Below are 14,143 nucleotides of genomic sequence, written 5' to 3' on the forward strand. Positions count from 1 at the left end.
CTCCGGCGTTTCCTTGATCAGCAGATCCGCCGTTGATCAGACACTCCCGGTGCCGGCGGTCACCCCCTGGCGGCACCGGCTCCCGCCCCGGGGGACCTGCCGTCCAGCCCAGGGATCAGTACCGCCGCAACCGCCAGGTGCATCAGAGCGAGAAAGACCCGGGTGCCGTCGTCCATGCCGTCGCCGATGAACGGCAGGAAGGACACGGCCGGTACGGCGACGGCCACCCCGGTCCAGACGGTGCGGGCGCGCCGCGCCCCGAACCGTTCCAGGGCTGCCAGCAGTCTCCAGCCGGCAAGCGATGCGAGCAGTGCGACGACCGCCACGGGCACGGCGCCGATGTCGAGTGTCTGCTCGCCGTCGGCGATCCGCAGCCGGTGCCCCAGCAGTGGGTCCGCGACCAGCCACACCAGGACGGGGGCCAGGACGGGGGCCAGGGCCGTAGCCCCAGGCGCCTTCTCCGCGCGCTCACTTGGCGCCCTCCGAGAGCGGCCCCGTGCAGGAAGACCTCCACCAGCTCCTGCGGGGCCAGGTCGGGCTCGTCCTCCGTACGCGGCTGGGCGAAGAGCAGCCCGAAGAAGAGGGCCGCGATCTGCTCCGGCGGCCGGCGCAGGACGGCCTTGTCGGGTTCCAGCAGCTCCGCGAGGGCCGCGCGGGTACGGGTCGTCGACTCGTCGCGGCCCGCGCCGCGCACGGTGCCGGGGGGCTTGCCGCCGCGATGCCCCAGCGAGCCGGCGATCGTGCCCATCCTGGACAGGTGCGCCTGCAGCGCCTCGGCCGCCTCCGCGAGCCGGTCGGGCAGCGGCTGGGACACGTCGATCGCGTCCAGCTCGCGGACCGCGTGTTCGGGGGAGAGCGCCTCGGCCATGCAGGCCCGCAGCAGTTCGTCCTTGTCGGCGAAGACCCGGGAGATCGTGCCCTCGCCGATGCCCGCGGTGCGGGCGATCTTCGCGGTCGTCACTGTGGCGCCGTACTCGGCGATCAGCGGGATCGCGGTCTGGATGATCATTTCGCGGCGCCGCTCCAGCGACATGCCGGGAGCGCGGCGCGGGTGGTCTGGTTCTCCTTAGGCGCTGTCATGACCGCGAGAGTGCGGAGTGAGCCCTCACTCCGCTCACTTTTCCCGTCCCCGACCGCTTGTCGATGGCAGCCCACCAGATCCACGACTACGGCTGGAGTGGAATCGGGTAGGGGTGTGGTGTCGGAGGTGTCCATGTGCAGTGCTGACTGCCCGCTCGACGCGAACTCATCGCCACCACGCGAATCCCGCCCCGCCTCGCCCGCCCCTGCCGGTTCCGGGCTCCGACCGGCTCCGCCGCCGCTCCGCCCGGTGAGCCGGGGAGCGGGCCGCACAGACGTATCACTCGCTCGATCGGGCCAACCCCAGGCCCCGGAAGGATCACCGGGGCCGCCCGTACCCATACGCTCCACGAGTGACTCGTATGAACGCCTTGAACACCGGCCGCGACGACTTCCTCAGCTGGGCGACGGAGGAGAGAGACGTCGCACTGCCGGCGCGCCTCACGGACGCTGTGCTGACGATGCTCGCGCTGCGCGGAGCGGACCGCAGGGCGGGCGTGCCGGAGCCGACCCCCGGCCTGCTGCGGCAGGTGCTGCACGAGGACCTGCCGCAGCTGCTGTGCGCCGGCGACGACGAGCTGGACGCCCTGCCCGGCCTCCTCGGCACCCTCGCCGACCGGGTCCGGGCAGCGGGCCGGCTCAACGCCAAGCGTCACGCACGCCTGCTCGCCGCAGTCGAGGAAGCCGTGCCCGGCTTCCGCCGCGCCATGACGGACCCGGCGAATCTGACCTGGCACCGCTGGTACGCGTCGCTGCTGACCGCCGACGGTGTCGACCCGGACGACCCCGCCGCCGTGAGGGCCTGGCTCGACGCCTACGAGAACACACCGCACGCCGACCGGCCGGCTCTGCCCGAGCCGCTGCACCGTTCCGACGTGGCGGAACGGACGTTCGCCGTGCGGATCCGTCTCAGCGAGGCGCTGCTCGCCGCGTTCGCCCGCGACACCCGCGAGGCATCACCGGCGGGCCCGCTGCTGCCCACACCGCCGCTGGACGACCGACGCCCCGACGACGCGCTCAGCAGTGAACTGGAGCGCATCGCCGATGCGCTGACCGACCGGTGGACCGCGGCGGGGCTCACGGAGGCGTTCGCCGTCCGGCACGCCGCACTCGCCCCCGCCCCGGAGGCGATGCCACACGTCGCGCTCGCCGACCGCATGCTCGACGAACACCTCGACTACTACGGCGACTCGTCCGTCCCGCTGCCGCCCCCGCCGTCCGTCCCGTCGCCCGACGAGATCCGGGACCTGCTGCACGCCGCCCCGCTGCCCGCGGCGCTCGCGGCCGGGACCTTCGACGACGAGCTGCGCGACGTCGCGGAACGCTGCGGCCTGCCCGGCCCCGCCACCGCCGTGTGGGCCGACGGCACCCCGCAGGAGCTGCTCGAGCTGGCCGCCGACGTCCTGGCCGCCCAGGCCGAACGGCTGCCGCCGGTCACCGGCCCGCAGGAGGCGTACTCGTTCGACGCAGCGCACCTCCTCTACTCGCTGTACGAACGCGGCAGCACCCCCGACTCGATCGCCCGCAAGATTGCCGACGCGAAGTCCGACGGCCTGCCGCCCGCACTGGAGGACGCTCCGACGCCCGTGTCGCGCAACGCCCCCGACGCCTACGAGCTCCCGGCGCCCGAGGAGCTGTCCCCACTCCTCGGGATGCCCGCCGTCACGGACGCCGACCGCGCCGAACTCGACGCCCCCGCACACGGACTGGCGTCACTCGTGGACCAACTGGCCGCCACCGGCTGCGTCTTCCGTACCGGCGACACCTACGGGCTCACCCCGCTCGGCGCCGCCGTCATGCGCCACGTGCTCACCGCCGGCCATGCGGCCGCCCCCGACCAGGAAACCGTGGCGGAGTGGAACGCGGCCGAGACCGTGGCCGCCACCCGCCACTGGCCCACCCGGATCGCCGCCGCCACGCTTGCCGCGTGGGCCGCGCACCGCGGTGGCACGGACGAGGCATGGGGCGAGCTGCTCGACGCCGTCTCCGCGGCCAAGGCCGACGAGTCCGATGCCGCCCGCACGTCCGAGTACTTCGCCCGCCTCGATGTCGCCGCGATCCCCGACACGGTGCTGCGCGCCGCGCTCACCGACCCGGTGACCGGGGCCGCCGCCCGCGGGCTGCTGCTGGCCCGGGGAGAGTCCGTCCCCGAGGACATGGTCCCCCTCACCGCCCGCGCCACGGTGCTCGTCGAGGAGCTGGACCAGCGCTGGATCGACGACAGGCTCGGCCATGGGAAGCGCCGGTACGACGCGGGCGAGACGGGCACCCCGGCCGCGGCCGACATCCCGCCGACGACCCTGCTCCCCGCCTTCGACACGGCGGCCGCCACCTGGCCCGGCGGCGCTGCAGCCCTCACCGACGCCCTGGCCGAAGCGGACCCGGGCACGTCGCTGCGCATCCTGGACACCCTGCACGCCCACCACCCGGACCGCAGGGTGGCAGACGCGGCGGCCCACGCGAAGAAGACGGCGCAGCGGGCATCGTCCGGGCGCCGCCGCTGACATGCCCCGGCCCCGGCCGACAGCCTGCAGGTGCGCCCATCCCGCTGCGTACCAACGCCCGGGCCCGGCAGAGCTTTGCCAGGGGTGACGGTCGGGGAGTTCGGCGGTGAGATGTCCGCGCCGCTGGTGCGGCAGGGGCAGCGCGGCGTCCTCGTCTCCCACGAGACCATCCGCCGTCGGCGCGCGCGGTCCGGGCGGCCGGGGCCGCCGGCGGCCCCGTGCTCGACATCCTGGTCCAGGGCCGAAGGGACAAGGCCGCGGCCCGGCGCTTCTTCCGCCGCCTGCTGAAGACGACGCGTGCGGTGCCGCGGGTGGTCGTCACCGACAAGTTGCGCTCCCACGGTGCCGCCCACCGTGAGGTCGTGCCGTCGGTGGAGCACCGCTGCCACAAGGGCCTGAACGACCGGGCCGGGAACAGCCACCAGCCCACGCGGCAACGCGGGCGTGCGATGAAGGGCTTCCGATCGGTGGGTGCCGCACAACGGTTCCTGGCCGTGTTCGGCGGTATCTCACCGCACTTCCGGCCCCGCCGCCACCTGATGACCGCCTCGAACTACCACGCCGAGATGACCGTCCGCTTCGCGATCCGGGACCGGATCACCGGCGCTGCCAACCTGCCCACCACGGCCTGAGCGCAGGCCCGGGCCGCGGGCCCACCACGCCCCGAAGCGCCAGCAGACAGCCACGCACCCAACAACGTGACAACGCCGGCGAGTGCCTGCGTCTCTGGTCCATCCGCTCGAACTGGTGACCGATCTGCGCGAGTACCTCTTCCAGTTCCGCCACCCAGACGTCGGGTCGCACATCCTGCATGACGATCACGACAGCCGGCCTCGGGGGAGGTTACGGACTTCCGGCGCCAGATGGCACGGCAGCCGAATGGACTCGAGAAGGCGCCTCTGACCAGCAGGGATAGCGAACTGCAACTGGGTTACTGGACATTAGGTTGATACGGCATCAGCTCGATGGACATACGGGGTCGACTGACTGGCCCGGTAGATACGCCTCCCGTTGGCGGGCTCAAGTGGTCAGCACATCACCGCTGTTCAGAAGCTCAGCGTAGACCTCTGCCGGGGTGCGGTAGCCGTGGATCTTGCGCGGACGGTGGTTGAGCTCGTGGGCGATGGCGTCCAGGTCGGCCTGGCTGAACGTGCGGAGGTCCGCGCTCTTGGGGAGATGCTGCCGTAGCAGTCGGTTGGTGTTCTCGTTGGTTCCGCGCTGCCACGGGCTGCGCGGTTTGCAGAGGTAGATCGGCATACCGGTCGTGGCGGTGATGGCCTGGTGCTCGGCCATCTCGCGCCCCCGGTCCCAGGTGAGCGTCCGCCGCAGCTGGGGCGGGATACCGAGGAGACTTCGGGTGAGGTGTGGGGCAACCTGCTCGGCCTTGAGGCCTTCCGGCAGCGCGATGAGGGCGGTGTAGCGGCTGGTGCGTTCGACGAGCGTTGCGACCGCCGAGGGGCGTGTGTCCATCACGAGGTCGCCCTCCCAGTGGCCCGGGACGGTGCGGTCCTCGACCTCCGCGGGGGCGGGGTTACCTGAGGGCGCGTGCCGTCGGCGCCGATCCGGCCAGCACTGTTCGGCACCTGCCTCCCGACCTGGGCCGCTCGGTATCGCCGGGGGCCCTTCGCGCGCCGGCGGAGGCCGCGGTGAGTCGTGCCGGGGTCCCGGAGCCGGGTCCGCGCCGGTGGACGGCCCGGCTCAGCCCGTCAGGGACAGGACCAGAGCGGCGCTGGGAGCGCAGCGGAGCCGGCCCTCGCGATGGCGGCGACGGCTTCCGGCAGGGGAACGCGGAGGACCCTCAGGTCCGCCTCGGACGGCTCCGCAGCGGCCGGACCGGATGTCGGCTGGTCGACGCACCACAGGTGGACCCGGCAGTCGGTGAGGCCGGGCAGGGGGTGGAGGAAGCCGTGCCCGATCCAGGTGCCGCCGTGGTACCCCGTCTCCTCGGCCAGCTCGCGCCGCGCCGCGGTCAACGCGTCGTCGTCCGGGTCGACGGACCCACCGGGCAACTGCCACAGGGCACCGGCGAGGTAGTGGTACTGCTCGACCAAGAGGAGCTGCCCCTCGACGAGAGCCGCCACCCGAACCTGGTCGGGTGCCTGAACCCAGTCGTAGCCGCCGCGTCGTCCGTCGGGCCCGGTGACCTCGTCACGGTGTACCTGGAAATGGGGGGGTGCGGTATGCCATCGTGCCGCCGTACCGGGTCCATGGTCCTCGCTGCTCCACGTGAGCACCGTACCGGCCCGGCCGGCGGGACGGGACGGGTCGGGTCGGGTCGAGACCGGGCGGACCGCCCGGTTGTCAGCTGCCCACAGGTCCACGGGGCGGCGCCACGGCATGGGGGCGGTGGACCAGGGGTGCGTCGATCATTGCTTCGGCGTCCCGGACGCCGGCAAGTCGCGCGAACGCCAGCAGGTAGCTGCGGGCATTGCCCTGGAGCAGCCGCAGTTCGGCACCGCAGTCCGCGGCGAGGGGCCACTCCGTTTCGGGGCGCCCCGGTGACGCCTCTTCGAAGGCCCGCAGGCGCGGGTGCCACCGGGACAGGAACGGACGCAGTTCGAGGTTGAGGAAGTTCACGGCCAGGCACTCCACGGTCATCCCGACGCCGGGTTGTTCACGCCGCAGGTTCGAGAGGGCGTCCGCCCCAGCGGATGCCTTCCTTGCTGCGGACGCGGGCGCGTTCCTTGCGTTCAGCGGCCAGGACGTCGCGGTGGCGGGCGTTGGCGTTGCGCCACCGCAGGTACGCATGCAGGGCCCGGGCCTGCACGGGGTGGTTGGAGCTGGCGATGGTGATCTGCCGCAGTGGTCCGAAGTGGGCCTCGATCGGGTTCACCCACGAGGCGGCCTTTGTGAGTGGACAATCGTCGCTTCACCGGCAAAGCCGTGCCAAACCGGCATAAATTCTGACGCCCGATAATCGAACATAAATCCTCGGACTAAGCGGAAGTATCGCGTGTAGGCGAGCGATGTTCTGTGAAATCCTCCTCGACTAGAGATGGGCAGGGAATACTCGGCTTCTGTGACGACACCTGACATCGAGGGCCTGGACCAGCTTGAGCGTGCCGTTTTAGACGAGGACGTCTCCTTGGCCACCGCCCTTCGACGGTTTCTGCTCATAGCTGGCTATGCTCGCCAGGAAGAACTCCGTGCCTGGGCGCTGAAGCAGTTAGAAGGGTATGAAGTCGGCGAGGAAGTGCCCAGGTTTCGAGAGGTTGCGGCAACGCTCGAGATAGCTCTGGAGCCCAGCGCCCCTGGCCGGCCACGAGCAGAAGGTATCCGGCGGATCAGCCCGTATCAGCTTCCTCAGTCGGTACGTGATCGTGGCATCGGGGAGCATGCGCCGATCCGATACGGAGTCAGGGAGATGGAGGCTCTGATCGCCAGGGGGTACAACCTGGAGCTCCGCCCGCCGGGTTCAGCCGAGTACCTGGCGGAGGTGACGAATGAGCTGGGCAACGGCTCCGCCGTCCTGTCGCTGCATTGGTTAGTGCGGCTGACGGCTCTTCAGCAGGTCCATGATCACATCAGGACACGCTTGACGCAGTTCGTCGCGGAAGTGAGAGCGGCTATGCCGCCCGGCCAGCGGAATCCCAGTCCTGATCAGATCGATTCGGCCGCGCAGCAGACGTTCAGTATCACGGGAGGTGACGGAACCACAATCAACATTGTCGCGCCAAGCGCGAAATCCGCTGGTGACAGCACAGCGACCGTTTCTGCCAACGAGCCAGTGCCGACGCTCCTGCAACCCTGGTGGCACCGCAGCTCAGTGATATGGAGCGCCATCGCGGCGACGGCGACCATTGCCGGTGTCATCGCTACCGTGGCCGTGGCGAAATGACACGTTGCTAATGTGTGACCGCATAGACGCCTCAGGCGGTTACTGAGGTTGTAGGCGTGGTGTCGTCCGGGTGAGGCCTGCGCCCGTGAGGCATCCGTCGATGAGGTTGCTGCGGTACTGGATCTCGCGCAGGCCTCGGCGGAGGGCGCGCATGAGCTGGGCGGGGTCGGTGAAAGCGGTGTTCGCCTGGCTGCGGCGGCGGAGTAGGGACCAGATGCCTTCGACGGGGTTGAACTGCGGTGCGTACGGCGGCAGGTAGTGGGCAGTGATCCAGTCGTGGGCGTCGATGAAGGCGCGCATGCGGGCGTCGCGGTGGACGTCCAAGTTGTCCCACACGAGTACGAGAGGGTGGCCGAGCTGCCGGTGGGCCGCGATCAGCAGGTCGCGGTAGTCGGTCCAGGCGAAGCTGCGGCGCCCGCCGGCCCTGTGGTCCGGGTGGACGATGGGTCGGTAAATCAGGCGGGAGCGTTCGCCTGGTGTGTAGCAGGCCAGGGCTGCGATCGAGATCCGGCGCTGGGATCGTCCGCGGATCCTCACGACCGGAGTGGTCCCGCGGCGGGACCAGGTGCGGGCGGTCGGCGGCGTCATCGAGAAGCCGGCCTCGTCCTCGAAGACGAGGTAGGCGTCGAGCGCCGCCGCCGTTCTTCCGCGGACGGCCAGGTCTCCCTCACCCATCCCGCCACCGCGGCATCGTCTCGCTCGACTGCGCGCCGGGCGGGGATCTGGTGGCTCCGCCCGTGGCGACGCAGCATCTGCGCGATGCCCGACAGGGTGAAGCTCCTGTGGAACCGGCGTCCGATCAGGGTCTTGATGCGGGACAGGGTCCAGGTCTGATCCGGCCAGCGGTGCGCCACTGCACCCTTGTCCAGCTCCAGCTCGAGCACGGTGAACAGCGCGTCGCTGAGCTTGGGCGGTGAGGCCGGCCCGGCCGAACGCAGCCCGTCCGCGCCCGCGTCCTGCCAGGCCCGGTGCCACCGCTGCACCGAGCGCACGGTGACCCGTAAGTCCTTGGCGATCTCCGCGTTCGAGGCCCCGGCAGCGAACCGCTCGGCCGCCTCCATGCGGATCCGCTCGCGAAATGCCTGTCTCTCAGGCGTGAGCCCACCGCCCTGCGGATACCTCATACAGACGGCATACCGCAGGGATCACACTCCGTCAGCCACCCGCGACACCACGGCTACAAGGTCAGTAATTCACCGACAGGCCCGGAGGCATCCCCACCGGGACGCCTCCCGCTTCTTGGGTGACTGCGCCGAGCGCCTGCGTCGCGATAAAGGCACATATCCACGCCGACAAGAAGCAGGAAGGGAAACCGAGATCCCCAGCCTTTCAACTTCGGAAGTCGAAGGCGGATGACGGCCGACACGGGAAGCTCGTCAACCGGCGCGCTCGGTGATCAGGTTGAGCGGGTTACTGGATTCGTACCAGCCGAGGAATGGAGGACAGACGTCGTAGCCCAGCAGACGCTGCAACTCTTCGGGGTACTCGCGGACCACATCCATCGGCACCGCGAGATACTGATTTTCCTCCTGTCGCATGTTGCCGGCGATATAGGACAGGGTCAGCCCGGTACGCGGCTCGGTGGACGAATTACGCCCGCCACCGTGATAGAGACCGCCGAGCCAGATCAGTGCGGATCCGGCCGGCATCTCAGCGGGCACCGCCTCGTCGCGCTGCGGTGCCCGCTCGTCGTCCCAGCGGTGACTTCCCGGGATCGTCATGGTCGCGCCATTCTCCGCGGTGAAATCGGTCATCGCGACCATGACCTGGACCCGGGTAATGGGCGCGGGGTAGGGCCGCAGGTGAGAGGTATCGTCGCGGTGCAGCCACTGCGCACCCTCGTCGGGCCAGATCTGGATCACCTGGGTTGCGCTGACCTGGATGTTGGGTGAGATGTTCACCTGCTGACCGCTGAACCACACGGGCACGGGCTGCTGAATGAGTCGGCGGGCAGCCCCGAGGAACAACGGGTGCAGCGCAACGGCGGCCATGTGCCGGCTACGGGCGAACAGCGAGGACATCCGTTTGGTCTTGTGGCCGGAGAAATCATTGTCGCCGTAGCCGAACTTCTCCAGCGCGGGACCCAGGTCGGCCCAGAGCGCCTGCCGGGTGTCGGGGTCCAGGAACTCCTCCACGACGACTGCACCATGCTGATCGAGGAGATTGCAGACTTGGTCGAGATCGGCGTCGGAGTGTACCGTGACGAGATTTTTGTCGGTCATTTGTTTCCCCTCCATGAAGGCGTGCGGTTCAGGACGCGATGCCCTTGAGGTTCTGGGCGCGCTCGGTGCTCTCCCACTTCAGGTCCGGCGGCTCCCGGCCGCCCGTACGCCGCGGCCTGCTGGTGGATCAGGCGCAGCAGCTCCAGGGCGCGGATGATCGCGGCGGTGCGCAGATCGAAAACCTCCTTGATGGCGTACGGCGTACGCGTCCTCCGAGGTGAGCACGTCGGTCTCCGGCACATCCGGACCAGGGCCGCGTGCCGCGCCGCACGCCTGGACGGCGTCCTGCGGACGGGTCCACAGCTCGTGGTTTCCCGGAGGCCAGATGACCTTGGCCCATCGTTGCCTGAGCAGGCTTGGTGTCCGCTCCACGTCGGCGAAGATCTCGGCCATGTCACTGGCCACGACGGGCCAGTCCCGGGGTGACTCCGGGACCATCTCCTCCACGATGCGACGGTTCTCCGGGTGTGTGACATGTGGAGGTCGCTCCCGGCGTGGAGAGCGCCGTCGCGTACGGGCATGTGGTGTCTCCTCGTTCAGCTGGGATCGCCGGTCATACGAGTTCCTGGTCTCGCGGCGACTCCGTCTGCCGGAAGCGGTTGATCGCGTCGAGATGCGCATCGCGCATCGCGGTGTCGCGGACGCCCAGCCCCTCGTGCGGTGCCAGGGCCAGCACGCCGACCTTGCCGATGTGCCGGTTGCGGTACACGTCGTCGACTGCCTGACCGGCGTGTTCCAGGGCGTACGTTCGGGAGAGGGTGGGGTGAATCTTGCCTTTGGCGATGAGGCGGTTGGACTCCCATGCCTCCCGATAGTTGGCGAAATGTGATCCGATGATCCGTTTGAGTGACATCCACAGGTAGCGGTTGTCGTACTCGTGGCGGTAGCCGGAAGTGGATGCACAGGTCACGACGGTGCCGCCCTTGCGGGTGACGTACACCGAGGCGCCGAAGGTGTCCCGGCCGGGATGTTCGAAGACGATGTCGGGATCCTCCCCGCCGGTGAGCTCCCGGATCCGGCGGCCGAACCGTTTCCATTCCCCTGGGTCCTGGGTGTATTCGTCCTTCCAAAACGTGTAGCCCTCGTCAGCACGGTCGATGACCGCCTCGGCGCCCATCGCCCGGCAGATGGCGGCCTTGGCCGGGCTGGACACCACGCAGATCGGCTTCGCGCCGCCGGCCAGCGCGAACTGCGTCGCGAACGCCCCCACGCCGCCGGATGCGCCCCAGATGAGCACGTTGTCGCCCTGCTTCATCTGGGCGCCGTTGCGGGAAACCAGCTGCCGGTACGCGGTGGAGGAGACCAGACCGGGCGTACTGGCCTCCTCCCACGTCAGGTGCGCCGGCTTGGGCATCAGCTGGTTCGCTTTGACCAGCGCCAGCTGGGCCAGGCCGCCGAAGTTGGTCTCGTAACCCCAGATGCGCTGGTCCGGGTCGAGCATCGTGTCGCTGTGCCCGTCGGGCGCCTCCAACTCGGCCGACAGGCAGTGCGCGACGACCTCGTCGCCAGGCTTCCACGCGTACACGCCGGGCCCGGTACGCAGCACGACTCCGGACAGGTCGGAGCCGATGACGTGGTAGGGCAGGTCGTGACGACGGGCCAGAGGTGAGCGGCGGCCGTACCGGGCCAGGAACGTGAAGGTCGGCAACGGTTCGAACAGCGACGACCACACGGTGTTGTAGTTGATTGAGCTGGCCATCACCGCCACCAGCGCCTCCCCGGGACCGACTTGGGGAACGGCGACCTCGTCGAGGTGCACCGACCGGCGCGGATCGCGGTCCTGGGCCGCGACTCCGACGAACATCTCGGCCTCGTCCGCGTGCAGGGTCACCGCGCGGTAGCTCTCCGGGATGGAAAGTGCGGCGAAGTCCTCCGGCCGGGTGTCCGGGTCGAGAACGGCGCTGATGATGTCTTGCATCTGTGCTCCTCCGTGAACGCGACTGCGGAAGAAGGGGGGCCGGCGGGCCGCCGCCCGGGTCAGTGCACGAGCCGTCCCATCAGGCGCTTGAGCTCGGCGGCTGGATCGGTGGTGAGCCCGCCGTGCACGGGACTCGTCTGGATCACGGTGCTGCGGGGTGCGGTGAGCCAGCCGAAGCGTGCCCCGCGAGTGCCGGATCCGGCGGGACCGGCCTCGGGGCCGCCCGCGCACACCGCGCGGATGGTGTCCAGGGCCGCAGCGACCATGTCGACGTCGATGTCGGGGTCGAGCGCTCGAAGCCGGTCGGCGTCGACGTGGACCGCGGCGCCGAGGAAGTCCGCGCCGGGGCAGTAGAGCAGCGCCCCGACGTTGATCTGCTCACTGCGGTCGACTCGCGGGACGGCGCGCAGCAGGGCGTAGTCGAAGCTGAGGGCGGACGGCGTGGCGGTGGTCATGCGTCCTCCTCCGGCCACCACGCACGGGGTCCGGCGCATCGGGTGAGCAGATAGTCGACGTAGCGCTGCCGCAGATCGGCCGGGTCCGCGTCCTCCGGAACGGAGTTCATGCCCAGCAGGAAGCTGTCCGGGACCATGGCGGTGATCTCGGTCAGCGCCTCGGCGGTCACCGTCTCGGCGAGTTCGGCGTCGAGTTTGGCGAGAACGGCCGGGTCGAGGGAGGCGACCAGGTCGGCGAGCACGTGCTGGGACAGGTCGTACCGGCGCTCGGCCCAGGTGGCGACGCTCGGCCAGGAGTGCTGGAACAGCAGTGCGGCACCGTGGTCGATGGCCCAGAGCTGGCGGTGCCAGATGATCAGGTTGGGGTTGGACCAGGTGCGGTCGACGTTGGCGGTCAGCGCGTCCAGCCAGTAGATCCTGGCGGCCTCCTCGGCGGGCGGCTCCCATCCGACCCCGTCGTAACCGACCGAGCCGGGCAGGAAGTCCATGCCCAGGTTCTCGCCGGCGCTGGCCCGCAGCAGCTCCTGGATCTCCTGGTCGGGGTCGCGGCGCGCCATTTCCGGGTCGATGTCGACGGTGACGAGTTCGGGGACGCGTATGCCGAGGCGCCGGCCGAGTTCGCCCACGACGATCTCTGCGACCAGGGCCGCGGTGCCCTGGCCTGCGCCACGGAACTTCACGACGTAGACGCCGTCGTTGTCGGCTTCCACCAAGCCGGGCAGCGATCCGCCCTCACGCAGAGGGGTCAGGTACTGCGTTCCTAAGACTCTTTGCAACAAAACTCATCCTGCTGTTCGTTGTCGGGCATGGAAACGGTGGTCACACGAGCCGGACGGGCAGTTGTGTGACGGCTTTCAGGAAGCGTGGGCCGACGTCGTCGGGGTCGGCGGCCAGGCGGATGTCGGGGAAGCGCGCGAACAGCTTGTTGAGCGCGATCTCGGTCTCCGCCGTGGCCAGCGACGCCCCGGGGCAGAAGTGGTCGCCGGCGGCGAAGCTGAGCTGCGGGTTGTCGGCGCGGGTGACGTCGAGGACGCGCGGGTTGGTGAAGCGCTCCGGGTCGTTGTTGGCGGCGCCTACCACGAGCTGGATCTGGCCGTCCTTGGGGATGGTCACCCCGTCGATCTCGATCGGCTCCGCGGCGAAGCGCGGCAGGGCCATCTTGATCGGGCCGGAGTAGCGCACCAGCTCGCGCACCGCCCGGACGGTGTTCTCCGGCTGCGTCTTGACCAGCTCCAGCTGGTCGGGGTGGGTCAGGAGGTTGAAGAAGCTGAGCGAGATCGAGTGCCGGACCGTGTCGAGGCCGGCCTGCACCAGGACTAGGACCAGGGCGACGAGTTCGACCTCGTCGAGCTTCTCGGTCTCGTCGCTGACCTGGACCAGGTCGGAGATCAGGTCGTCGCCGGGCTGGGCACGGCGCGCGCCTATCAGCCGGATGACGGTGTCGACCATGCCGTGCAGCGCGGGCGGCAGGATCTCCGGGTCGGGGCGGACGAAGGTGGTGAACGCCTCGGACCACTTCAGCCACTGGTCGCGGTACTCGTCGTCGACGCCGAGGAGTTCGCAGATGACCGTGGTGGAGATCGGGTGGGCGTACTCGGCGACGAGGTCCGTCTCGCCTTCGGGGTCCATCCGGTCGAGCAGCTGGTCCGCGAGCAGCTCGATCCGGGGGCGCAGGGACTTGACCCGGCGCACCGAGAACGCCCGGTCTATCAGGGACCGCACGCGCCGGTGGTCCTCCGGCACCATCGTCATGATCGTCGAGTCGAAGTACTTGAGCAGTTCCTCGGGCACGCCGCGGCGGCGCATGCTGTCGAGGTGGACGCCCTCCGGCGGGTGGTTGCTGACCCGGCGGTCGGTGAACAGGCTGCGGACCTCCTCGTAGCGGGTGACGACGTAGACGTCGTTGCCGTCGGAGAAGCGGCCCGGGCACACCGGTCGGGGCGCTCCTGTCCAGCGTTCCCCCGCCTCGCGGTCGGTCACGAAGTTCACGTCGGACAGGTCGAACTCGACGTCCGTCCAGTCGAATGTTCCGGTCACCGACATCCCCATTCGCTAGCTTCACAACGCTCATCCGGGTGTTGACGGGGGCCGCTGGCGAGCGGTGCGGCACGCCCCGGGTTGAACCA

At 69.8% G+C, this 14,143-nt stretch carries 11 protein-coding genes and 5 pseudogenes; 3 read left to right on the forward strand and 13 right to left on the reverse strand.

Annotation, left to right across the window (positions count from 1 at the left end):
* Window positions 1-59: 59 nt before the first annotated feature.
* Both B7L92_RS42105 and B7L92_RS42110 read right to left on the reverse strand, forming a co-directional pair.
* The gene (locus B7L92_RS42105) at window positions 60-410 is read right to left on the reverse strand and encodes a DUF6069 family protein (protein ID WP_081236869.1); all 351 of its coding nucleotides are present in this window, start codon (window positions 408-410) and stop codon (window positions 60-62) included.
* A 518-nt stretch (window positions 411-928) separates the two neighbouring features.
* Window positions 929-1,033, reverse strand: a pseudogene (locus B7L92_RS42110) (TetR family transcriptional regulator); the annotation flags it as partial.
* Between the two features lie 409 nt (window positions 1,034-1,442).
* On the opposite strand from B7L92_RS42110, the gene B7L92_RS08775 reads away from it, so the two are divergent.
* Complete coding sequence (locus B7L92_RS08775; protein WP_255310824.1) at window positions 1,443-3,584, forward strand: hypothetical protein; 2,142 nt, start codon at window positions 1,443-1,445, stop codon at window positions 3,582-3,584.
* Between the two features lie 212 nt (window positions 3,585-3,796).
* A pseudogene (locus B7L92_RS08780) lies at window positions 3,797-4,216 on the forward strand (DDE-type integrase/transposase/recombinase); the annotation flags it as partial.
* 388 nt (window positions 4,217-4,604) lie between these two features.
* Here the strand turns inward: B7L92_RS08780 and B7L92_RS08785 are convergent.
* The 4 genes and pseudogenes from B7L92_RS08785 to B7L92_RS08800 form a co-directional block, all read right to left on the reverse strand.
* Window positions 4,605-5,108 (reverse strand): annotated as a pseudogene (locus B7L92_RS08785) (IS30 family transposase); the annotation flags it as partial.
* Window positions 5,109-5,290: 182 nt separating this feature from the next.
* Window positions 5,291-5,665: an NUDIX domain-containing protein gene (locus B7L92_RS40585; RefSeq protein WP_159461011.1), complete on the reverse strand. Its 375-nt coding sequence runs from the start codon at window positions 5,663-5,665 to the stop codon at window positions 5,291-5,293.
* 220 nt (window positions 5,666-5,885) lie between these two features.
* The gene (locus B7L92_RS08795; RefSeq protein WP_081236872.1) at window positions 5,886-6,182 is read right to left on the reverse strand and encodes a hypothetical protein; all 297 of its coding nucleotides are present in this window, start codon (window positions 6,180-6,182) and stop codon (window positions 5,886-5,888) included.
* Between the two features lie 16 nt (window positions 6,183-6,198).
* A pseudogene (locus B7L92_RS08800) lies at window positions 6,199-6,426 on the reverse strand (IS630 family transposase); the annotation flags it as partial.
* Window positions 6,427-6,603: 177 nt separating this feature from the next.
* On the opposite strand from B7L92_RS08800, the gene B7L92_RS40210 reads away from it, so the two are divergent.
* Window positions 6,604-7,422 carry an AbiTii domain-containing protein gene (locus B7L92_RS40210; RefSeq protein ID WP_143626267.1) on the forward strand — a complete coding sequence of 273 codons (819 nt, stop codon included), beginning with the start codon at window positions 6,604-6,606 and terminating at the stop codon, window positions 7,420-7,422.
* Between the two features lie 39 nt (window positions 7,423-7,461).
* Here B7L92_RS40210 and B7L92_RS43840 read toward each other — a convergent pair.
* The 7 genes and pseudogenes from B7L92_RS43840 to B7L92_RS08840 all read right to left on the reverse strand — a co-directional run bounded on the left by B7L92_RS43840 (window position 7,462) and on the right by B7L92_RS08840 (window position 14,054).
* Window positions 7,462-8,546 (reverse strand): IS630 family transposase gene (locus tag B7L92_RS43840; RefSeq protein ID WP_438363977.1). Its coding sequence is split into 2 segments (ribosomal slippage): window positions 7,462-8,085 and window positions 8,088-8,546, totalling 1,083 coding nucleotides; the frame shifts between segments, so codons are not numbered across the junction.
* A 252-nt stretch (window positions 8,547-8,798) separates the two neighbouring features.
* A complete protein-coding gene (locus tag B7L92_RS08820; RefSeq protein ID WP_081236876.1) occupies window positions 8,799-9,644 on the reverse strand; it encodes a phytanoyl-CoA dioxygenase family protein in 846 nt (281 codons plus the stop codon).
* Window positions 9,645-9,672: 28 nt separating this feature from the next.
* Window positions 9,673-9,850, reverse strand: a pseudogene (locus B7L92_RS41555) (methionine adenosyltransferase); the annotation flags it as partial.
* Window positions 9,851-10,197: 347 nt separating this feature from the next.
* On the reverse strand, window positions 10,198-11,562 hold the full coding sequence (gene ccrA, locus B7L92_RS08825) for a crotonyl-CoA carboxylase/reductase (RefSeq protein WP_081236877.1): 1,365 nt from the start codon (window positions 11,560-11,562) through the stop codon (window positions 10,198-10,200).
* Between the two features lie 59 nt (window positions 11,563-11,621).
* Window positions 11,622-12,017 (reverse strand): DUF3037 domain-containing protein, encoded by a 396-nt coding sequence (locus tag B7L92_RS08830; RefSeq protein ID WP_081236878.1) that lies wholly within the window; start codon window positions 12,015-12,017, stop codon window positions 11,622-11,624.
* Window positions 12,014-12,796, reverse strand: coding sequence for a HipA family kinase (locus tag B7L92_RS08835; RefSeq protein ID WP_081236879.1), 783 nt, complete (start codon window positions 12,794-12,796; stop codon window positions 12,014-12,016). Before B7L92_RS08835 ends, B7L92_RS08830 begins: the two co-directional genes overlap by 4 nt.
* Before the next feature lie 40 nt (window positions 12,797-12,836).
* Window positions 12,837-14,054 carry a cytochrome P450 family protein gene (locus tag B7L92_RS08840; protein ID WP_159461012.1) on the reverse strand — a complete coding sequence of 406 codons (1,218 nt, stop codon included), beginning with the start codon at window positions 14,052-14,054 and terminating at the stop codon, window positions 12,837-12,839.
* Window positions 14,055-14,143: the final 89 nt, after the last annotated feature.

The organism is Streptomyces viridosporus (genome assembly GCF_002078235.1).
Lineage (GTDB): Bacteria > Actinomycetota > Actinomycetes > Streptomycetales > Streptomycetaceae > Streptomyces > Streptomyces viridosporus.

Coding starts and splice junctions, on each gene's coding strand:
- B7L92_RS08820 (WP_081236876.1), bottom strand. CDS start 9,644: ATGACCGACAAAAATCTCGTCACGGTACACTCCGACGCCGATCTCGAC.
- ccrA (WP_081236877.1), bottom strand. CDS start 11,562: ATGCAAGACATCATCAGCGCCGTTCTCGACCCGGACACCCGGCCGGAG.
- B7L92_RS08775 (WP_255310824.1), top strand. CDS start 1,443: ATGAACGCCTTGAACACCGGCCGCGACGACTTCCTCAGCTGGGCGACG.
- B7L92_RS08795 (WP_081236872.1), bottom strand. CDS start 6,182: ATGACCGTGGAGTGCCTGGCCGTGAACTTCCTCAACCTCGAACTGCGT.
- B7L92_RS08830 (WP_081236878.1), bottom strand. CDS start 12,017: ATGACCACCGCCACGCCGTCCGCCCTCAGCTTCGACTACGCCCTGCTG.